The following is a 20,518-nucleotide window of genomic DNA, read 5'->3' on the forward strand; positions in this document are numbered from 1 at the left end:
TTTTACAAACTGTTAACGCTATCGTTGCCTTCTTCCCCCTCCAGCGCCATCTCAATCGCGACCTCTTGGGCGACCTCAAAGGCCACCGGCGAGGCCGTGCTGAACACAGGCGCATAGCTGTTTGTATCGTCCACATCGGGAGAGGCACGTTGGAAGGTCCGGTAGATCGCGTAAATCGCCATCACCATCATCAGAGCACCGATATAAAGGAAGAAACTGTCGGAACCGAAGGTGGACATCATCCAGCCCACAACCAGCGGACCTGAAATCGCACCGATGCCGTTGACAAAAATCAGACCGCCACTGGCCGCAGCCATATCATCCAGTTCCAGAAAGTCGTTGGTATAGGCAAGCAACAGGGAATAAAGCGGGTTCGCCGTGCCGCCGATGATGAAGCTACAGACCATCAGAACAGTGAAATCGGACGCAAAGGCAAAGGCCACCAGCGTTGTAGCAGTGCCAATCATCGTGATACCGATGATCAAAAGGCGCCGGTCCATTCGGTCCGACAGCCATCCGATCGGGAACTGGCATAGCATCCCGCCCACATAGATAATTCCCACAAAGATCGAGATTTCGCCAACACTCATCCCTTTCTCCGTCCCGTAAACCGCCGTCATCCCGAAAAGCGCGGCAAAGATACCGCCCAAAAGGAAGGTCCCCACAACCCCCAGTGGCGAGGCGTGAAACAGTTCTTTCAGGCTCATGGGTTTGGTGGTGTGGAACACCGGCGCAGGGCTGACCGACAGAAGAATCGGCGCAAAGGACACGGAAACCGCAACTGAGATGATGATAAACAGGATAAATCCGCCGACATCAGCAAAGTTCAGCAACCACTGCGCCGCAACAATCCCCATCATCTGCACAATCAGATAGGCCGACAGCGCCTGTCCGCGGGTCTCATTGGTCGCAGAATCGTTCAGCCAACTTTCGGCAACCACATACACACCCGAAAAGCAGAACCCGACCACAACCCGCAGGAAGAACCAGACAAATTCATTCGGCATCGCTGCATAAAGGATCAGCGCCGCCGAGATCATCGAGGCAAGTGCTGCGAAAACGCGCACGTGCCCGACCCGCCGGATCATCCCCGGCGCCATCTGTGAACCGCCAAGAAAGCCGACGAAATAGCCCGACATGATCAACGACATGGTACCGGGCGTAAAACCTTCGAGCGCCCCGCGAATACCAAGCAATGTGCCTTGCACACCATTGCCAAGCATCAGCAGAAACATTCCCAAAAGCAATGCCCAGGAGTTTTTCAGTACAAGAGTCATGTCGTCGCCTAACCGCGTTGAATTTCGCCAGCCATATGGGATTCGGTCGTCCCGATACAAGACAAACACGACACCTTTGAACGGCTATTCGTCCCCTTGCGCAGCTTATCGCTGCTTGGGCAAGAGAAGAGAGCTGTCACCGTAGGAAAAGAAGCGGTATTTTTCTGCAATCGCGTGGGCGTAGATGGTTTTGACGGTCTCCACCCCCATCAGGGCACTGACCAGCATCATCAGGGTTGATTTCGGAAGGTGGAAATTCGTAATCAAACCGTCTGTCACGGCAAATTCGAATCCCGGTTTGATGAAAATATCGGTTTCCCCGACCCAAGGCGCAATTTTGCCTGTGTCACGCGCCGCAGTTTCAATCAGACGCAGCGCAGTTGTGCCAACCGGAATGACCCGCCCGCCCTCGGCCTTGGTGCGGGCGATCTCGGCGGCGGCCTCTTCGTCCACCCTGCCCCATTCCGCGTGCATCTTGTGTTCGCTCACGTCGTCGGTCTTGACTGGCAGAAAGGTTCCGGCCCCCACGTGCAGGGTCACTTTAGAGAAGTTTACGCCCATGTCAGACAGGGAATCGAGTATTCCCTGATCAAAGTGCAAGGATGCCGTCGGCGCTGCCACCGCGCCGGAATTTTGTGCAAAGACCGTTTGGTAATCCTGCACATCCTGTTCGTCCGCTGCCCGTTTCGCCGCGATATAGGGCGGCAGCGGCATGGCACCGAGCGCCGCAAGCTGCGCATCAAAATCCGCCCCCGAAAGGGAAAACCGCAGCCTGATCCCGTCCGCCCCCTTGTCCAGAACCTGCGCCGACAGCTCCGGTGAAAAGACAATCGTTTCGCCCGCCCGCACGCGCCGTCCCGGTTTGGCCAGCGCCATCCAGTCCCCCTGCCCGTCCAGCGACAACAGCGTCACCTCCACTGCGGCAAAGGTTTCGCCCTGATCGGACAGGCGCCGCCGCTTGCCATTCAGCCGTGCGGGAATAACCTTGGTGTCATTCAGAACCAGACGGTCGCCGCGCCTCAGGAACTTTGGCAGATCATAGAAATGATGGTCCGAGATTTCTGCCCCCTGCGCCAGCAACAGACGCGAGGACGGGCGCGGTTTGGCCGGACGCAGGGCAATCAGGCTTTCGGGCAGATCAAAGTCAAAATCAGAGAGTTTCATGGGCCTGCCCATGCCCAAACCCGCGCCGGAGTGCAACTGTTTTTGCACCTATCACGGCGGCTATTGCGCCGGGGGTGCCGGGGGTTGGGTGCGGAAAATCTCGCGGAAGGCACCGGGTGTCAGGATCGACAGCGGGTTGACCGACACTTTGGGATCATCCGCCGGACCCTGCATCCGGTAGGTAAAGCTGAACATACCTTCCCCCTTGCGCCGCCCCATCAACGGGCCGAGCAGCCTTTCAAAAATGCCGTTCACGGCATAAAGCGGCGTTACCACCCCCTCAAAGTTAACCGACTTGCGGGCGGTGTCATACCAGCCGTCCAGCGTCATGCCCATCGACGGCCCGACTGCGCTGATCTTTTCCAGCTTCACCCCGTTGGAGCGTAGTTTGAACTGCCCCTCTACAGTGTTGAAATGAATGCCTTCCCCTTCCAACTGCTGCAACAGCCCGACCACGGAAATCGCGTTCAACAAGCCAGCCATAGCCGAGGCATCCCGCAGCCGTGTGCGGTTCACATTCAGGCTGCCGTCGTAATTCCCCTCACCGGAACGGGGCACCAGCACCAGACGCATGTCGCCGCCTCGCGCGTTTTTCAGCAGGCCGGCGGATTGCAACACCCCGCCGGCGTCCTTGCTGGTCAATTCCAGCGCGGTGCCGTGTTCTTGGGGAAACAACTGTCCGTCCACCCGCGTACCGCCGTTGATCCGGCCCACAAAACTGCCGCGCAACCCCTGAAGCGTGGTCAGTTTCCCTGAAAACGCGCTGAGCGTCAGACTGTCGGTGATCCGCACCTGATCCAGCGCCAGTTTGATGGTCGAATCGCCCGATCCGCCGGAACCGCCGCCCCCTGTGCCATCGTCAAGAAAGCGCAGGTCGGCCCGTCCGCCGTTGACCGAGATCGTCGAGCCACCAGTCCCCGTCGGGGTCAGAACTGCGGATGTATCAAGCCAGCGTCCCACCGAAACGCTGTCAAACCGTGCGCGGCGCAGGCTGCCGTCAGGGTTCAGCTCAAGCCGGCCCTCGGCGGACAGGCCCGGGGCAGAAAACGCGATGCTGTCCACCTGTGGCTGCGCGCCCAGTTGTCCTGAAATATCCAGCCGCCCCGATGCGCCCGCCGCTTTGGACCAGTTCAGCGCCGGAATTGACAATTGCGCCCCTTGCAGGTCTGAAGACAGCGCAAATGAAGGGGCAGCCCCTTTTCGAAGCGTGATATCCATCGCCCCCCGTGTACGACCGCTGATCGTCCCGTCGGGTAACTGGATGCCCATAGACCGCAGGTTCGCCTCGGACAGATCAAATGACGCGTTTACAGAGCTTTCCTTGGGCAGATCTTTCCCAAAAGCCTGACTCCAGCGGGCTTTTACCGGAACCGAATCCAGCATCACATCCCCCGAAAGCACCACGCCTTTCTCGGTCACATCCGCCATCAACGCATCCGCTGTCAGGGTCTTGCCCTTAATCAGCGTATCAGAGCGCAAACCGCCGAGCCGTGCTTTCAGGTTCATCTTCACATCACGGGTGTCAGCGTCCTTATCCAGCGGCAGTTTGAACGTGCCCGCTACCACTGCTTGCCCTTGGGCCACATCTTCGGACAGGCCAACCTTGTTCAGAAACTGGAACTTCTCCACGTTGAGCAGGCCAAGCGCAGCCCCCACGCTGCCCTTGGCGTTCAGGGTGATTTCTCCGGGGGACGGACGCTGGTGAATATCCGGAATAAACAGCCCCGATCCGGCGACATCTACCTCAGACCCGTCAGGCGCCACCACATAACCGCTGCTCAGGTCGAGCCGCAGATCCTGATGGGTGAGATAGCCAAATCCGGTGCCTTCCTGCAATCGTGGCACGGTTTTGACAAAGCGGAAGTTGGCGGCCCTGATACCAAAGTTGAAGGCGTATTCGAATTTCCCGCTATAAGACCGCATACCGCCACCGAAATTGACGATCTGCCCCTGCGAGACGTTTTCGTTGATCCAGCGGCGGGTTTTATCGACCACAGGTTTGGGCCAAAGCTGTTTCAGCCGCGCCAGCCCGATCCGGTTCACATCCACATCATAGCTGTTTTCCCAATGGGTTTCACCGGCGACGGATTTCCCGCGGACCTTAATCGTGGTGTCCCCGTCAAACACCGCCAGCCGCCCCACTTCGATCGTAAGCGGCGCAAATGAAATCCGCGCATCAAGTGCAGCCGCGGACAGGCCCACATCCTGATCAAACAGATCAGGGCGCACGATATTAATGTCAGACAGGCGCAACTGGCCTGAAAGCGCATCCACACGCCCCGCATCACTGCGGTGCATCTGGGCGAATCCGGTGGCTTGCAACGCGCCTGAACTGGTTTGCAGGTCCACTTGTGTCAGGTTCAGCGCGTCTTTTTCGTGGTTATAATCAAAATAGACCTTTGCCTGACTAAAGGTGATCGGCTGGCTGTCGGGTGTCTCTGCCAGCGCACCTTCGGACAATTGCAAAACCCCGTGCAGGTTGCCAAGGGTGCCGTCACCGGACAGGCTCGCCCGTACAGAACCGGACAGCGTGGTCTCCAGATTGCGCAGCCAGTCAAATGCCTGAAAGATATCCGCTATTTCCGAAGGAGCGGCCTGTGCAAACTGAAAGGACACGGTCGCTTCCTTTGAGCCAAGCACATAATCCCCGTTCAGGATCATTGAGGCCGTCTTGGGCTTGGCCGCACTGGCCGCAGCGCCACCGTCTGCGCCGCTCAGGACCAGTTCGGCCCGCCCCGACAACCGATCACCGTCCCGCGTTATCGTCAGCGTCGAATTGGCCAGCACCCAAGAGCGCCCCGAGGCGCGATCAAGATAGGTCACTTCGGTGTCAAACAGTTCGATCTTTTTCAAACTGCGCAGCCCTACCCTGTTCTGAAGCCCGTCCAGCAATGCCAGCACATCCAACCCCTCGGTCAAGCCCGCGCCATCCCCGAACAGGGTGATCGTGCCATCTTCGGCCCGCTCCAGCGAAAGTTGCGAGCCGACAATCCCGATATCCTCGGGGGCGACGCGTCCTTGTAGTAGCGACAAAAGCGAAAAACGGGTGCGCAGCTCTGGCACCACCAGCAATTTGCGGCCTTCAGCGTCCGCAATCACCACATTGCGCAACTGGATGCTGTTGCCGACACCCTGCGTGCCGGACAAAAGCGACACGCCGCCGATCTGCACGGTCTCCCCCGCAAGCTGCGTGTTCAGACGCTCTTGGACCAGCGTTTGCACCATCGGGATTTCCAGCGGCCCGCTGCGCAATAGCACGCTGACCCCGCCGACAGACAGGACCGTCAGGACGATACCGGCCATCAGCATGGCCATTCCGGCCACCAGAACATGTCTAATCCAGATCAATGCCTCTCCGCTCGTCTTTCATCGGTAACAGTGACATGCGGTTATTTTCCACACTTGATCTCTGCGCGCCCACCCTATTTACGTGACCGGGCCGCTGATACCAGCGCCAGTTTAACAAGTTTTTGCGAACGGGGATATAAATGCCTGAAATCGGTGAAAAAGCGCCTATGTTCACTCTGCCACGGGACGGTGGCGGGTCTGTGTCACTGGCGGATTACAAGGGACGCGCTGTGGTGCTCTATTTTTATCCGCGCGACAATACGCCGGGCTGCACGAAAGAAAGCATCGGTTTTAGCGAGAAAACCGACGCGTTTGAGTCCGCGGGCGCCGTGATCATCGGCGTGTCAAAGGATAGCGTGGCCAGCCATGACAAATTCGTCGCCAAGCACAACCTTGGGGTGACACTGGTCTCGGATGAATCCGGTACATTGTGCGAGGACATGGGCGTCTGGGTCGAAAAAAACATGTACGGCAAGAAATTCATGGGAATCGAACGGGCCACATTCCTGATCGACGGCGACGGTGTGATCCGCGAAATCTGGCGCAAGGTAAAGGTGCCCGGTCATGTGGAGGCTGTTCTTGACGCGGTGAAAACCTTATGAGCCAGCCGACACTGACGGAACTGGCCTGTTCGGTCCTGAACACCGCCGACGGACGCGAGAAAACCGCCAAAAGCCATGCTGCCGCTGAATTGTGGTTTTCCATGAAAGAGGCCGGAACCCCGCTGGAGATCGGCAACAGCCAGCCGCCGGATTTTCCCGCGCGCCCCGATGCGCCCGAACTGCTGCCCCCTAACAAGGTGCCGCGCCGTAAGCTTGGCTCGGTTGAGGGGCGCAACACGCTGATCCATGCCATCGCCCATATCGAACTGAACGCGGTGGACCTGCATTGGGACATTATTGCACGGTTTTCCCATGTGAAAATGCCGATGGGGTATTTTGACGACTGGGTGAAAGCAGCCGATGAAGAAAGTAAACATTTCAACCTGTTATGCGACCGACTTGAAGCGCTAGGCAGCTATTACGGGGCATTCGCGGCCCATGCAGGCATGTGGCGTGCTGCCGAGGAAACCGCAAAAGATTTCATGGGGCGGCTCGCCATTGTGCCGATGGTGCTAGAGGCGCGCGGGCTGGATGTTACACCCGGCATGATCCAGCAGTTCAAATCCGCCAAGGACGCCGAAACCGTCGCCGCGCTTGAAATCATCTACGCCGAAGAAGTCGGACATGTGGCCTATGGCTCCAAATGGTTTCACTTTCTGTGCGGCCGCCATGATATTGATCCCAAAGACGAATTTCACCGTCTTGTGCAGCAGTATTTTCCCGGCGGACTAAAGCCCCCCTTTAACGATGAAAAACGCGCCGAGGCGGGATTGCCGCTGGATTTCTACTGGCCGATGGCGGGCGACTGATCCGGCGATTGGCGGAAACCTGCGGAGCGGACAAGAAAATCTTGCCTGTTTCCAAAGGGTTTTGTAAACCACTTGGGTGTTCTGAAACAAACCGAGCAACGGTCCCGACCAAGGGTGCCAGAATGCAAATGCAGAAGGAAAACGATGAACGGACCGTTTGCAAAACTGAACGCGCTGCTGGCACGTCATGTGCCCGAACAACGCATTTACATGCGTACCGAGCGCACAACCCGCTATTTTCGGGCAACCCCGCTGTTTCAAACGGCAGTCGGGGCGGTCATTACTGTGGGCGTCTGCTGGACCGTTATCGCTACTTCTACCCTGATGATCGACCGGATCAGTGCGCGGTCGGATAAAACGCAGGCGCAGGTGATGCAGCGCGCCTATGAAGCCCGCCTGAACGAGCTGAGCAAGGAACGGGACACCCGTGCCCTTGAAGCGCAAACCGCACAGGACAGGTTCTACATCGCGCTGGAACAGATTTCCCAGCAGCAAAGCGAATTGTTACAGGCCGAAGAAGAACGCCGCGAACTGGCGACCGGCCTGAAAATCATGCAAAAAAAGCTGCAAGTAGCGATTAAGGAACGGGACGAGGCGCAAAAACAGTCCGACAGTGTGATGGCCGAAATGCAGGCTGTGACCGGCAGTCTCAGCACCAAACTGGGCAGCGCGAATGATACAGAAGAAACCCTGACCACAATGGCACGCGCGCTCGAGGACACAGTGGCGCAGCGGGACCAGTTGGAAACCACGGCCGAGGAACTCTATACCCAGATGTCCGAAATGTCGCTGGCCCATCAGTTGAAGGAACAGCAGACCGCGCGGATCTTTGCCCGTCTGGAACAGGCGGTGGATGTCACGCTTGGTCCGCTTGAAAAAGCGCTCAGCAATGCCGGCATCAACACCGACAGTATTCTTGACGAAATGCGGCGCACCCATTCAGGCACCGGCGGTCCACTGACGGCGCTTTCAATTTCGACCAAAGGGGACTCCGCCAGCCAGTTGAACCGGGACGCGGTCGAGATTCTGGACAAGATGGATCGGGTCGGTCTGGCAAAAATGGCCGTTTCCAAACTGCCCCTGTCCTTTCCGGTTGATGGCGGTTATCGCAACACCTCGGGGTTTGGCTATCGTCGCGATCCCAAAACCGGCGGTCGCCGGATGCACAAAGGCAATGACATGGCCGGCGCACGCGGGACAGCGATCCTTGCGACCGGCGACGGGGTTGTTACCTTTGCAGGCCGTCAGAGCGGGTATGGAAAGCTCGTCAAAATCCGCCATGTGCGCGGATTTGAAACTTATTACGCCCATATGAGCAAAATTCGCGTGAAGTCCGGCCAAAGGGTCTCGCGCGGTGAGCGAATTGGTGATATGGGCAACACGGGCCGGTCCACCGGCGTGCATCTCCACTATGAGGTGCGCATAAATGGTACTGCAGTTAACCCCTCTAAATATATGAAGGCAGCTAGAAATGTTTTCTAAAAGCAAAATCAGTGAGACCAACAAGCCGGCCCCCGCGGCAGATGCAAACAAACCCTCCGGTGCGGCTCCAGCGACACCACCGTCCAAACCGGCAACGCCACCTACACCGGCTTCTGCGCCCTCCACACCGCCAAAGGCGAAGCCACCGGCCTCTGCCCTGTCGTCCGATCTGACCATCACGGGCAACTTGCAAACCACGGGTGACATTCAGATCGAAGGCAAGATCAAAGGCGACATCCGCGCCCATCTTCTGACCGTTGGCGAAGGCGCCACTGTGGAAGGCGAGATCATGGCCGACGATGTGGTTGTGAACGGCCGTGTGATCGGCCGTGTTCGTGGCCTGAAAGTGCGCCTGACCTCTTCCGCACGTGTTGAGGGCGACATCATCCACAAAACAATCGCTATCGAAAGCGGCGCCCATTTTGAAGGCTCCGTGCAGCGTCAGGAAGATCCCCTGAACGCCGGTAGCGCCGCGGCTGCAAAACCCGCGCCAGCGACACCAAACAACGGTTGATCCGGTCGATCACCGTTTAAGGGGCGTTAACCGCCCTGCCCGCACATCAAAACAGCCGCCGGAGACGATCCGTCGGCTGTTTTGTTTCAATTCTTATCTATCGCAAACCGGCTGTCTACAATCAGTCCTGCAATTCTTCCGCAAGATAGGCGAGCAGATTGTTGATGTCCTTGTCCTTCTTCAAACCGGCAAAGGTCATCTTGGTTCCGGGCACGAAATCTTTGGGTTTGTGCAGATACTTCGTCAGGTTCTCCGGCGTCCAGACAATCCCCGAATTGATCATCGCGTCCGAATAGCGGAAGCCTTCGACTTCACCTGCGGGGCGGTTAAACACGCCAGCCAGTGACGGCCCGACACCATTCTTACCGGCCTCAAGCTTGTGGCAGGCTTTGCACTTGTTAAAGACCCGTTTGCCCTTTTTCGCATCGCCATCAATCACGACTTTGGCAATCTCGGCCTCTGTGGCTGTGTCCGTTGTCGCTTCGGTGGCGGCGGTATCGGCACCGGTCGTTGTTGTAATCGCTGTTGCGGATTCTTCAGCCGCAACAATCCCGCCCAAAGCGACGAGGCTGGCTGTAGTGGCTGCAATCCAGATACGGTTTGACTTCATCAGAACATCCTTTCCCTGATTGGCTTACCTGACGAACAACCTAGCACTGTGCATCCACAGGACCAGAGAGAAATCCGGTCCAAGGCTGTTCTGCCGCAGGAGAACAGCCTTGGACAGGCTTCAGCTTGGGAGAATTAAATCAGCGTCACACGGGGCTCAGGCGGCCGTCGCGCGGTCCATCTGCAACAGCAGCAATTGGGGGCGTTCGGTTGCGATCCGGCGGTGTTTCAGCGTAGCGACAACATCGCGACCTTTGACAAATCCGATGGTGTTTGCGGCAACCGGGACTTGGGACAGACGGTTTTCAGGGCTGACACGTGGCGCATCCGGCCGCGCCGTGATCGTCGCCGGAGCAACCTGACAGACAATCGGGCGGATCAGCCGCGTGAACACGGCCAGCATCAACGCATTGGCGACCAGCGACAGTGCAAAGATCATGCCAAGCCCTGCAAAAACACTCCACATAACTTGGGTGTTCTGGACCAGACCATTTGCGGCAACACGGGCAAAGACGACCGGAGATGCTTCCGTTGCCAAGGTTGCGGCGTAATGGCTGTACAGCTCTCCAAGGGCGAGCAGGATCAGGCAGGTCACGGAAAGCGGCAGCATCTGTAGCGAGATATGCAGGCTGCGGGACATCAGCGAGCTGCGGGTTTCAGACCGCGCCAGACGGTTGGCAACGCAGATCACCGAAAAGACCAGAGATGCCGGTATGCTAAGCTTCAGGATAGTCATGAAATCTGTGCCGAACATCATCAGCGACAGGCCGAAGATTGCGATATTGGCGCTGACCAGCTCACGACGGAAAAATTCCGAGAAATCCTGTGATACTTTCGGGCGCTGCATCGCGTGAACGCCGTTCTGCGGGCTGTGGGCATCCGTTACATCTATGGAACCGGCGGCGTTCTTGGCAAGGCGGCGCAGATGGCATGTGACAGCCAGCCGGAAGATAATCTTGGACACTGTCACGCACAGCAACACGGCAGCCAGAACACCGCAAAGGGCTGTAACCAATGTATCAAACTGCACCGCACCGGCCACGCCGTTGAAGCGTGCCCATGTTTCCAGCAGATGCCCGCTCGCCAGTTGCAATGCAGCCTCACCGATCAACGTGACGCCGACAAAGACAAAGGCCAGCGTCCAACCGCGGTTGCCATCCACTTCCTGCCCTTCGGTGCGGGCATAAATCGCCGCAACTGGCAGTTGCGTCACAAGGATCAACCCGAAGGACAGCAGGATGCAGTCGATGTGCAGCCCAAAATGTTCAAAGGCGAGGAAGGTCAGCAGATAGGACGCCGCCAGCACAATCAGAACGAGAGCAGACTGCGTGATGATGTAGGAATAAAAAGGTCTGTTCGGAGTGTCGGCAAACATAGACTGTCCTTAAACTGCTATAAGCGGTGTCGGTTGTTAATCTTGTCGTTCGTATTTGATAGTTTTCAATTTGGGCCAAAAAAGGTCACAACTTGGGCAGCATCCTAATTTCTCAAATTAAGAACATGCGATTTTTCCAAGAAAACATTGCAATTTTTAGTCAAAACGGTCCGCTTCCGCCGCCGGCGGGCTGCTCAACCATAGGCTGAACTGTGACGTCCATGCGTCTTTTTCAAGGGGTTTAAGACATCAGGGGAATAGCCGGAACTACAGGCTGGCGGAGAGACAGGGATTCGAACCCTGGGAGGCTCTCACCTCAACGGTTTTCAAGACCGCCGCATTCGACCACTCTGCCACCTCTCCGCATTCGGGTGCCTGCTTGTCGCTGCTTTGGGTTTCGTAATTGCGCGCGCGCCAAACTGCAAGCCTCTTTTTTGTCGGCAACAGGCTGCTGGTTTCTGGGTGTCCTTGGATTAACAGGCTTCCATAACAAAGTGCTTTATGGTTAGGGTATCGTCAAAACCCGCGATACAGCGGGGCGAGGCGGAACACGATTGCGTTTTTGACTTTGGACCGGCGCCAGATCGGTAAAGCAAATGACGCAACCAAGGAGACAGGCACGATGATCTGGACAGGCAATATGAGCAACGGTAAATTTTCTTCTTCCAAAGGCAAGCTGGTGTTCGCACTTCTCGCAGGCGTGGCGCTTGCAGGGTGTGAAGACGGCGGTTTCGAGGGCATGAATCTCGGGTTTGGCAAGAAAGATGCAGAGACAGCAACGGCTGAGACCTCTGGCAAAGTCACACCGGGGTCCGGCAAGCCGATCAAGCTGGTGGAACGGGATGTAGAAGCCCCCGAAGTATTCGAGAAAAACGAAAACGCCCTGTGGGACGGACGCCCGTCACTGGGCGGCGTCTGGATCGCACATCCCGACAGCAAACAGCCCGAACGGGTCATCATCCGGAATGAAAGCAACGGTAAATTCGTCGTTGGCGCCCTGTTCCGCCGCGAGCGGGACAACCCCGGCCCGAGCCTGCAACTCTCCTCCGAGGCCGCAGCCGCGCTTGGGGTTCAGGCAGGCTCTCCGACCAAATTGCGGGTGACAGCGCTGCGCAAAGAAACCATCAACGAAAACGCCGAAATCGAAGCAGAGGTTCAGACCAACGTAACAGAGAGTGTCTCTGCCGTGGCCCTGGATGCGCCGGCAGAGGACGATCTGGCGGCCAAGGCCCGCGCCTCGGTGCAAAAGGCCGAAGCCAAGCCCAAACCTGTGGCAAAACCGGCCACGCCGCCCAAAGCGGCCAAAGGTGCGAAATACGCGCAGATCGGCTTTTTCAGCATCGAATCCAATGCCAAAGCCAATGTCGCCCGTCTTAAAAAGAACGGCGTTCCGGCGAAAATTGTGAAATCGACGACCAATGGCAAAGACTTCTGGCGGGTTCTTGCCGGTCCTGCAAGCTCTGCCAGTGAACAGCGCCAGCTTCTCAACATGGTAAAAGGGCAAGGGTTTGCCGATGCCTACATGGTGTCCGGTTGACGCCATCCCCAATGGATGGCAGCGTTAGGCGGTAAGACAATGTAACCCCGAACAGTAGTAGTCCCCGCTTCCCCAACAGGGGTCGGGGCGTCCTATCTGTTTCGTTCCAACGGAGCGCGGCATGCGACCTAAATTCCTACTCAGCGCGGCAGCAATCTGGCTGGCCACCACCCTGCCCGCCTCGGCCTTTGACACGATCGCACGTTCGGCACTGGTGCTGGATCAGGCCAGCGGCACCGTGCTTCTGGCCAAAGAAGCGGATATTCCGATCCCGCCGGCCTCTATGTCCAAACTGATGACCCTCAACATGCTGTTCGAGGCGCTTCAGGACGGGCGGGTGAACCTTGATACCGAATTCACCGTCTCGCAGAAAGCCTCGGAAAAGGGCGGCTCCAAGATGTTCGTCAAACAGGGCGACCGGATTGAAGTCGAAGACCTGATCCGCGGCATCATCGTGCAATCCGGCAATGACGCCTGCATCGTGGTTGCGGAAAATCTGGCCGGCTCCGAGGCAGATTTCGCACGGATCATGACCGCACGGGCGCGCAAGCTCGGCATGAACGACAGTACCTTTGCCAATGCCACCGGCTGGCCCGATCCAAACCACCGGATGAGTGCGCGTGACCTTGTCACATTGGCCAATCGCCTCATGACGCAATTTCCCGAATACTACGGCTATTTTGCCGAGGATTCGTTCACTTGGGCCGATATTACCCAGAAAAACCGCAATCCCTTGCTGGACAAAGGCATTGGCGCGGACGGGCTGAAGACCGGCCACACCGAAGAGGCCGGCTACGGGTTGGTCGGCACCGCCCGTCAGGACGACCGCCGGGTGATCCTGATGATTTCAGGATTGGACACAGCGGATGCACGCGCCCGCGAAGCCGAGCGGCTGATGAACTGGGCCTTCCGGCAATTCTCACAGGAGACCCTTCTCAAAGCGGGAAAGAACGTCGCCCAGGCAGAGGTCTGGTTGGGCGCAGAGACAACTGTCGGGCTGGAAGTTGCAGATGACATTTCCGCGCTGATCCCCTATTCCTCGCGGGAGGAAATCAAGATGAGCGTCACCTATGAAGGCCCAATACAGGCGCCGGTGGCCAAGGGAACCGAATTGGGCGTGTTGAACATCGAAATTCCCGGCCTGCCATCCCAAAGCTACCCTGTGTATGCCTCAAGTGATGTGCAATATGCCGGTCTGATGAAGCGTCTGAAGGTTTCTGCGCAAAAGCTCCAAGGGGCGTTGCGGTAAGTGAGGAGCGGATTTTTTATTACATTTGAAGGCATTGACGGGTCCGGTAAAACCACCCAGTCGCGCCTTCTCGCTACTTTGCTGCGGGATTACGGCCGGGATGTGCTGCACACACGGGAACCGGGCGGTTCGCCGGGCGCGGAAGACATCCGCCGCCTGTTGGTAGAGGGTGATCCAAACCGCTGGTCGCCCGAAACCGAAATCCTGCTGTTCACCGCAGCCCGCCGCGACCATCTTGAACGCACCATCCGCCCTTCCCTTGAGGCTGGTAAAGTGGTGATTTCCGACAGGTTTGCCGACAGCACCCGCGTTTATCAGGGTGCGGCACGGGCCGAACTGCGCACAACAGTGGACCGCCTCCACGATCTGATGATCGCACAGGAACCGGATTTGACTTTCATCGTCGATATGGACCCTGAAATCGCGCTCGGGCGCGGTTTGGCACGGGGGTCCGGCGAGGACCGTTTTGAAGATATGGGTCTGGGCTTTCAGGAAAAACTGCGTGCAGGCTTTCTGGGGCTGGCGAAACAGTTTCCCGACCGCTGCCATGTGATTAACGGCAACCAGTCGCCGGCCTCTGTGTCCGGTGAAATTCAGACTGTGGTTGAACAATGGCTGTCATAACGGCCGAGGACATCCCGGAACCGGATCGCGCCGAGGGTGCCCCCCATCCCCGCGAAACCTCTGTTCTGGTTGGGCAGGCGCAGGCCGAGGCAGCTTTCCTGTCGGCCTATAACGGCGGACGGATGCACCATGCGTGGATGCTGACCGGACCGCGCGGGGTGGGCAAGGCAACGTTGGCATGGCGGATTGCGAAATTTCTGCTGGCTCAGCCGGAAGACGACGGCGGCATGTTCGGCGCACCACCTGCACCCGAAAGTCTTGATGCGGACCCGAACCATCCGGCCGTGCGCCGCGCCATGTCTCTGGGAGAGCCACGCCTGTTTTTGTGCCGTCGCCCGTGGGACGACAAGGCCAAGCCGCCGCGCCTCAAGAAAGAGATTACCGTTGATGAGGTGCGCAAGCTCAAGAGCTTCCTGGCGCTCTCTGCAGCGGATGGCGGCTGGCGCGTGGCGATTGTGGATGACATCGACCTGATGAACGTCAGCGCCGCCAATGCGCTGCTGAAAATCCTTGAGGAACCGCCCGAAAAGACAGTTCTGCTACTGGTCAGTCACCAGCCCGCCCGCCTGCTGCCCACGATCCGCTCCCGCTGTCGCGATCTGCGCTGCACCGCCCTGTCGCCGCAGGACCAATCGGACGCGCTTATGGCCGCTGGTCTGGAAATTGGTGGCGATCCGGCACTTGCCGAACTGTCCGGCGGGTCAGTTGGGGCGGCCCTGCGGCTGGCCCACGGGGAAGGCGCACAAAGGTATGCGGCGCTTGTTGCCCTGATGGAACAGGCCCCCGGACTTGATCGCGGACAGGCTACTGCCATAGCAGAGAAATGCGGCGGCGCTGCCAATGCGGAGAACTACGACATCACCGTTCTGCTGATCGACCTGCTTTTGACCCGACTGGCGCGGTTTGGCGCCCTGCAACCGGCCATCTGGACCGAAGCCGCCCCCCATGAGGCGCGGATGCTGTCCAAACTGGCCCCCAACAGCGCCGCAGCCCGCAAATGGGCCAACCTCGCACAAGAGTTATCGGCCCGTGTCGGTCATGCCCGTGCGGTTAACCTTGACCCCTCCGGCGTGATCCTTGATATGTTGCTGAAACTTGACGAAGCGGCGCGCCTTTGATCGCACGCCAGTAGGCAGATCACATGACACCACAGATTGTAGACAGCCATTGCCATCTGGATTTTCCGGATTTCGACGGCGAAAGAGACGAAATTATTAAACGCGCCCATGATGCAGGGGTGGCCCGCATGGTCACGATCTGCACCAAGCTGGAGAACGAACCAACCGTGCGCGGGATTGCGGAAACCTATGACTCGGTGTTTTACGCCGCCGGCATCCACCCGATGAGCGCGGCAGACTATGATCTGGTCCCGACCGAGCGTCTGATCGAACTGACCCGCCACCCCAAAATGGTCGGGATCGGGGAAACCGGACTGGATTATCACTATACGGCGGATACGGCACAGATCCAGAAGGACAGCCTGCGCAACCATATCGCTGCGGCGCGGGAAACCGGATTGCCCCTGATCATCCATGCCCGTGCAGCGGATGACGATATGGCCCGTATCCTCAGCGAAGAACACCGCAATGGTGCTTATAACTGCGTGATGCACTGCTTTTCCTCGGGAATGGAACTGGCCAAAGCCGCGCTTGATCTGGGATTTTACCTGTCGATGAGCGGCATCGCCACTTTCAAGAAGAGTCAGGAATTGCGGGATATTTTTGCCACCGTGCCGCTCGACCGTGTGCTGGTGGAAACCGATGCGCCCTATCTGGCGCCAACGCCCTATCGCGGCAAGCGGAATGAACCCGCCTACACCGCCCATACCGCACAAACCGGCGCCGAAATCTTCGGGCTCGACTACGCGGAATTTGCAGCGCAAACCACCGCCAACTTTGACCGGCTCTTTACCAAGGCGGCGCGCTATAAGGCAGCAGCCTGATGGCGGAGTATATCTTTACCATTCTGGGATGCGGCTCTTCGGGCGGTGTGCCGCGGATCGGCGGTCATTGGGGCGCCTGTGACCCGAGCAATCCAAAAAACGCCCGCCAGCGCTGTTCCATGCTGGTAGAACGGATCACGGAATCGGGTAAGACAACGGTTCTGATTGATACCTCTCCGGATTTGCGCCGCCAGCTTCTGGATGCCGAGGTCAGTGCGCTGGATGCGGTGATCTATACCCATGACCACGCCGATCACACCCACGGGATCGACGATCTGCGGATGGTGGTGTTCAACATGCGCAAGCGTTTGCCGATCTGGGCCGATGCCACGACGCAAACCACCCTGCGCCAGCGCTTTGGCTACACCTTTGAACAGGTGCCCGGCACGCTTTACAAACCGATCCTCGAAATGAACGACATGACCGGCCCCGTCACCATAGACGGCGAAGGCGGTGCGATCACTTTTACGCCGTTTCTTGTGGATCACGGTCCGATTCAGGCGAACGGCTTTCGCATTGATGACCTGCTGGCCTATCTGCCGGATGTGTCGGCCATGAACGATACCGCGTGGCAGGCTGTGGCGGATCTGGAGTGCTGGGTGGTGGATGCCCTGCGCCGCGACCCCCATCCGACCCATTCCCACCTGTCCCAAACGCTCGACTGGATCAAGCGGGCGGCCCCCAAACAGGCTGTGCTGACCAATATGCATGTGGATCTGGACTATGACACCCTGTGCGGGGAAATTCCGGATCATGTAACACCGGCGTTTGACGGTATGAAAATCAGGCTCTCTGCCTGAAGAAGAAGATTAAATGTTAGAAGTTTTTACGGTCGTCCTGCCGGTGTTTCTGGTTGTCGGCGCGGGCTATGGTGCTGTGTATTTCAAGCTGTTCCGCGACGACCACGCCGATGCCCTGATGAAATTCACCCAGAATTTCGCCATTCCCTGCCTGCTATTCGGCGCGATTGCCAAACTTGACCTGTCGTCCGTCTTTCAGTTCCGACTGCTCGGCAGTTTCTATGCAGGGTCCATCAGCTGCTTCACCTTGGGCTGCCTTGGCGCGGTGTTCTTTTTCAAACGCCGTCCCGGTGAGGCCGTTGTACTGGGGTTTTGTGCGCTTTTTGCCAATTCGGTTCTTTTGGGTTTTCCCATCGTGGAACGGGCCTTCGGAGCCGAGGCTTTGGGGCCGATCACAGCCATTGTCGCCATCCACGCGCCGTTTTGCTATCTGCTCGGGATCACCACCATCGAACTGGTACGCGCGGACGGGCGCAGCCTGCCGACCACCGCTAAGATTGTGGTGAAAGCGATGTTCAAGAACGCGCTGATGATCGGGCTTGCGCTTGGCTTTACGGTGAACCTGACAGGCATGTGGTTGCCCGAGGGCCTTTGGGCTGCGACAGAGATGATGGCCCGCGCCGCCCTGCCCGCCGCGCTGTTTGGTCTTGGGGCGGTTCTGGTGCGTTACGGCCTGTCCGCCAACATCAAAGAGACCGCCTTTGTTGTGACCTTGCGTCTTGTGGTGCATCCGCTGATCGCGCTGTTTATGGCCACACAGGTCTTTCATCTTGAACCGGATGTCACCCGCGTGGTGGTTCTGACTGCGGCGATGGCCCCCGGCGTAAACGCCTATGTCTTCGCAAATATGTACGATCGCGCCAAAGGCAGCGCCGCCGGTGCGATCCTGCTTGGCACGGCTGGTGCAGTGTTCAGCGTTTCGATCTGGCTGGTCATCCTGCGCGCCTTGTAACCTTGCCACGAAAAACGGGGCCTAAAGCGGCCCCGTCCTAAATTCCTAACTGTCCGGTCCGGTTTAACCCGGTGACATGCCCCGCAGCCGTTCAGAGCGGCGGCGCAGCAGTTCTACCACTGTCAGCAAGGCAATGGAAATCGCGATCAGGATCGTCGCCACCGCAAGGATGGTCGGGCTGATCTGTTCACGCAGTCCGGTGAACATCTGCCACGGCAGGGTTTTCTGACCAGCAGAGCCGACGAAGAGCACGACCACCACCTCATCAAACGATGTGATAAAGGCGAACAGACCGCCAGAGATCACACCGGGCAGGATCAACGGCATCTGGATACGGAAGAAGGTGCGCACCGGCCCTGCCCCCATATTTGCTGCCGCCCGTGTCAGAGAGTTGTCAAAACCCACCAAAGTCGCCGTCACGGTGATGATCACAAACGGAATGCCAAGCGCAGCGTGAGCCATGACAACGCCCCAGTATGTGCCTTGCAGACCGATACGGGAGTAGAAGAAATACATACCCGCAGCCGAGATGATCAGCGGCACAATCATAGGAGAAATCAGGATCGCCATGATTGCGCGGCGGAAAGGAACATGCGGCTGGCTCAGGCCGATCGCCGCCAGTGTGCCAAAGGACACCGACAGGAAAGTCGCCATCGGCGCAATCCGCAGGGAATTCACAACCGCATTCTGCCAATCGGAGTTGGAGAAGAAATCGCGGTAGTGTTTCAGCGAATACCCTTCAGGATCAAACCGCAGCATCTCCGGCGTGAAGGTAAAGAAATCCTCTGCATTAAAGCTGAGCGGCAGGATCACAAGGATCGGCACGATCAGGAACAGAAAGATCAGCGTGCAGATGGTGCGAAAGCCATAGTACCAGGCCCGTTGCAGCGGTGATGCGTAGATTGGAAGAGCCATATTACCTTACCCCAGTTTCACGTTATCAATGCCCACGAACTTGTCGTAGAGCCAGTAGAGCCCAAGCACCACCACCAGCAGCAATGTCCCAAGCGCCGCAGCAAGGCCCCAGTTCAGGCTGGACGAAATATGGTAGGCAATCCGGTTGGAAATGAAGACACCTTTTGTGCCGCCCACGATTTCCGGCGTGATGTAATAGCCGATGGACAGGATGAAACACAGGATGGAACCCGCCCCGATGCCCGGTACGGACTGTGGGAAGTAGACCCGCCAGAAGGCCGTCCAGTCGTTTGCGCCCAGTGATTTCGCTGCCCGCACATAGGAGGGCGGAATGGTTTTCATCACGGAAAACAGCGGCAGGATCATAAACGGCAGCAGAATATGCGTCATCGCAATGATCGTGCCGGTCTGGTTGTTGATCAGTTCCAGCCGCGCGTTATCCGCTACCAGTCCAAGCCAGACCAGCGTGTCATTGATCACCCCTTGTTGTTGCAGCAAAACCTTCCACGCCGAGGTGCGCACCAGAAGCGAGGTCCAGAACGGCAACAGCACAAGGATCAGCAGCAGGTTAGAGGTGCGCAGCGGCAATGTCGCCAGCAGAAAGGCAATCGGATAGCCAAGCAAAATACAGCTGAAGGTGATGATCAGCGACATTTTCAGCGTGCGCAGCAACAGAGTATAGTAAATCTGTTCGTTCTCGGGCACCCGCTCAATACCCTCCGGCCCTTTGGTCAGATCCGCCGCAGCTAGGAAATAACCGTCGGTGAACCGTCCGGAAAAGGCTTTGATGGTCTGCCAGTTTTCAACATCCATCCATTTCTTGTTCATATCCTCAAATGCGGCGACGAAATCCGTCGTTTCTTCCACATCCAGACGCTTCACTTTGCGACCTGTTTGGCGGAACAGGCTGGAAATACCGGATTGTTCATAGTTCAGACGGGACCCAAGCCGCGTGTGACTTTTGTCCTCGACCGCCTCTTTCAAGTCCAGTGCCATTGCCTTGAACGTGGCGTTATCGGGCAATTCTCCGGTGGTTTCGTCCCAGTCTTTCAGGGCCACCACGGTACGGGGCAACACATCCCCGACGATGTTGTTTTCGACCGAGCGGAACAGCATATCCGCAATCGGCGCAATAAAGGTGAGAAGAACAAAGATCAGCAGCGGCGCAATCAACCCGAGCGCGCGCAATTTCTGACGGCGCAGACTTCGCGCAAGGCTGGCCTTCAAGGGCCGTCCGTCATTGCCCAGCACCGGACCTGTGACCGGCGCGGAATGGGCTATATCCTGGGAGCTGTCTGCTGTGTTTACCATGATCTTAG

17 protein-coding genes, 1 tRNA gene and 1 pseudogene are annotated in these 20,518 nt (G+C 57.8%); 11 read left to right on the forward strand and 8 right to left on the reverse strand.

What is annotated here, in order from left to right; translation table 11 throughout:
- Window positions 1-2: 2 nt before the first annotated feature.
- From BFV97_RS04560 to BFV97_RS04570, 3 genes are all read right to left on the reverse strand, one after another.
- Window positions 3-1,277 carry an MFS transporter gene (locus BFV97_RS04560; protein WP_069299170.1) on the reverse strand — a complete coding sequence of 425 codons (1,275 nt, stop codon included), beginning with the start codon at window positions 1,275-1,277 and terminating at the stop codon, window positions 3-5.
- Between the two features lie 105 nt (window positions 1,278-1,382).
- Window positions 1,383-2,441, reverse strand: coding sequence for a tRNA preQ1(34) S-adenosylmethionine ribosyltransferase-isomerase QueA (gene queA, locus BFV97_RS04565; protein ID WP_069299171.1), 1,059 nt, complete (start codon window positions 2,439-2,441; stop codon window positions 1,383-1,385).
- A 60-nt stretch (window positions 2,442-2,501) separates the two neighbouring features.
- Entirely contained in the window at window positions 2,502-5,789 is a 3,288-nt protein-coding gene (locus BFV97_RS04570) for a YhdP family protein (RefSeq protein ID WP_083225509.1), read from the reverse strand.
- A gap of 140 nt (window positions 5,790-5,929) precedes the next feature.
- On the opposite strand from BFV97_RS04570, the gene bcp reads away from it, so the two are divergent.
- From bcp to BFV97_RS04590, 4 genes are all read left to right on the forward strand, one after another.
- Entirely contained in the window at window positions 5,930-6,391 is a 462-nt protein-coding gene (bcp, locus tag BFV97_RS04575) for a thioredoxin-dependent thiol peroxidase (protein ID WP_069299173.1), read from the forward strand.
- Window positions 6,388-7,200, forward strand: a complete 813-nt coding sequence (locus BFV97_RS04580) for a ferritin-like domain-containing protein (RefSeq protein WP_069299174.1) — start codon at window positions 6,388-6,390, stop codon at window positions 7,198-7,200. The genes bcp and BFV97_RS04580 overlap by 4 nt, the downstream gene beginning before the upstream one ends.
- Window positions 7,201-7,344: 144 nt before the next feature.
- Window positions 7,345-8,682, forward strand: coding sequence for a DUF5930 domain-containing protein (locus BFV97_RS04585; protein ID WP_069299175.1), 1,338 nt, complete (start codon window positions 7,345-7,347; stop codon window positions 8,680-8,682).
- The gene (locus tag BFV97_RS04590) at window positions 8,672-9,196 is read left to right on the forward strand and encodes a bactofilin family protein (RefSeq protein WP_069299176.1); all 525 of its coding nucleotides are present in this window, start codon (window positions 8,672-8,674) and stop codon (window positions 9,194-9,196) included. Before BFV97_RS04585 ends, BFV97_RS04590 begins: the two co-directional genes overlap by 11 nt.
- A 121-nt stretch (window positions 9,197-9,317) precedes the next feature.
- On the opposite strand, the gene BFV97_RS04595 is transcribed toward BFV97_RS04590, so the two are convergent.
- The 3 genes from BFV97_RS04595 to BFV97_RS04605 all read right to left on the reverse strand — a co-directional run bounded on the left by BFV97_RS04595 (window position 9,318) and on the right by BFV97_RS04605 (window position 11,543).
- Window positions 9,318-9,806: a c-type cytochrome gene (locus tag BFV97_RS04595; RefSeq protein ID WP_083225510.1), complete on the reverse strand. Its 489-nt coding sequence runs from the start codon at window positions 9,804-9,806 to the stop codon at window positions 9,318-9,320.
- Window positions 9,807-9,962: 156 nt separating this feature from the next.
- On the reverse strand, window positions 9,963-11,180 hold the full coding sequence (locus BFV97_RS04600; RefSeq protein WP_069299177.1) for a hypothetical protein: 1,218 nt from the start codon (window positions 11,178-11,180) through the stop codon (window positions 9,963-9,965).
- 275 nt (window positions 11,181-11,455) lie between these two features.
- A tRNA-Ser gene (locus tag BFV97_RS04605) sits at window positions 11,456-11,543 on the reverse strand.
- Between the two features lie 259 nt (window positions 11,544-11,802).
- Here BFV97_RS04605 and BFV97_RS04610 point away from each other — a divergent pair.
- The 7 genes from BFV97_RS04610 (at window position 11,803) to BFV97_RS04640 (ending at window position 18,284) form a co-directional block, all read left to right on the forward strand.
- Window positions 11,803-12,717 carry an SPOR domain-containing protein gene (locus tag BFV97_RS04610; RefSeq protein WP_245667587.1) on the forward strand — a complete coding sequence of 305 codons (915 nt, stop codon included), beginning with the start codon at window positions 11,803-11,805 and terminating at the stop codon, window positions 12,715-12,717.
- Between the two features lie 121 nt (window positions 12,718-12,838).
- Window positions 12,839-13,966 (forward strand): D-alanyl-D-alanine carboxypeptidase family protein, encoded by a 1,128-nt coding sequence (locus tag BFV97_RS04615; RefSeq protein WP_069299178.1) that lies wholly within the window; start codon window positions 12,839-12,841, stop codon window positions 13,964-13,966.
- Window positions 13,967-14,590, forward strand: a complete 624-nt coding sequence (tmk, locus tag BFV97_RS04620; protein WP_069299179.1) for a dTMP kinase — start codon at window positions 13,967-13,969, stop codon at window positions 14,588-14,590. It begins immediately after the preceding gene.
- Window positions 14,587-15,708 (forward strand): DNA polymerase III subunit delta', encoded by a 1,122-nt coding sequence (locus BFV97_RS04625; RefSeq protein ID WP_108721644.1) that lies wholly within the window; start codon window positions 14,587-14,589, stop codon window positions 15,706-15,708. The genes tmk and BFV97_RS04625 overlap by 4 nt, the downstream gene beginning before the upstream one ends.
- Before the next feature lie 23 nt (window positions 15,709-15,731).
- Window positions 15,732-16,532, forward strand: coding sequence for a TatD family hydrolase (locus BFV97_RS04630; protein ID WP_069299181.1), 801 nt, complete (start codon window positions 15,732-15,734; stop codon window positions 16,530-16,532).
- Entirely contained in the window at window positions 16,532-17,332 is an 801-nt protein-coding gene (locus tag BFV97_RS04635; RefSeq protein ID WP_069299182.1) for an MBL fold metallo-hydrolase, read from the forward strand. The genes BFV97_RS04630 and BFV97_RS04635 overlap by 1 nt, the downstream gene beginning before the upstream one ends.
- A 13-nt stretch (window positions 17,333-17,345) precedes the next feature.
- Window positions 17,346-18,284: an AEC family transporter gene (locus BFV97_RS04640; RefSeq protein WP_069299183.1), complete on the forward strand. Its 939-nt coding sequence runs from the start codon at window positions 17,346-17,348 to the stop codon at window positions 18,282-18,284.
- Window positions 18,285-18,347: 63 nt separating this feature from the next.
- Here the strand turns inward: BFV97_RS04640 and BFV97_RS18600 are convergent.
- Window positions 18,348-19,169: pseudogene (locus BFV97_RS18600) on the reverse strand (ABC transporter permease); the annotation flags it as partial.
- 36 nt (window positions 19,170-19,205) lie between these two features.
- Window positions 19,206-20,510 (reverse strand): ABC transporter permease, encoded by a 1,305-nt coding sequence (locus tag BFV97_RS18605; protein ID WP_069299185.1) that lies wholly within the window; start codon window positions 20,508-20,510, stop codon window positions 19,206-19,208.
- Between the last annotated feature and the right edge of the window lie 8 nt (window positions 20,511-20,518).

This window comes from Neptunicoccus sediminis (assembly GCF_001719615.1).
Lineage (GTDB): Bacteria > Pseudomonadota > Alphaproteobacteria > Rhodobacterales > Rhodobacteraceae > Amylibacter > Amylibacter sediminis.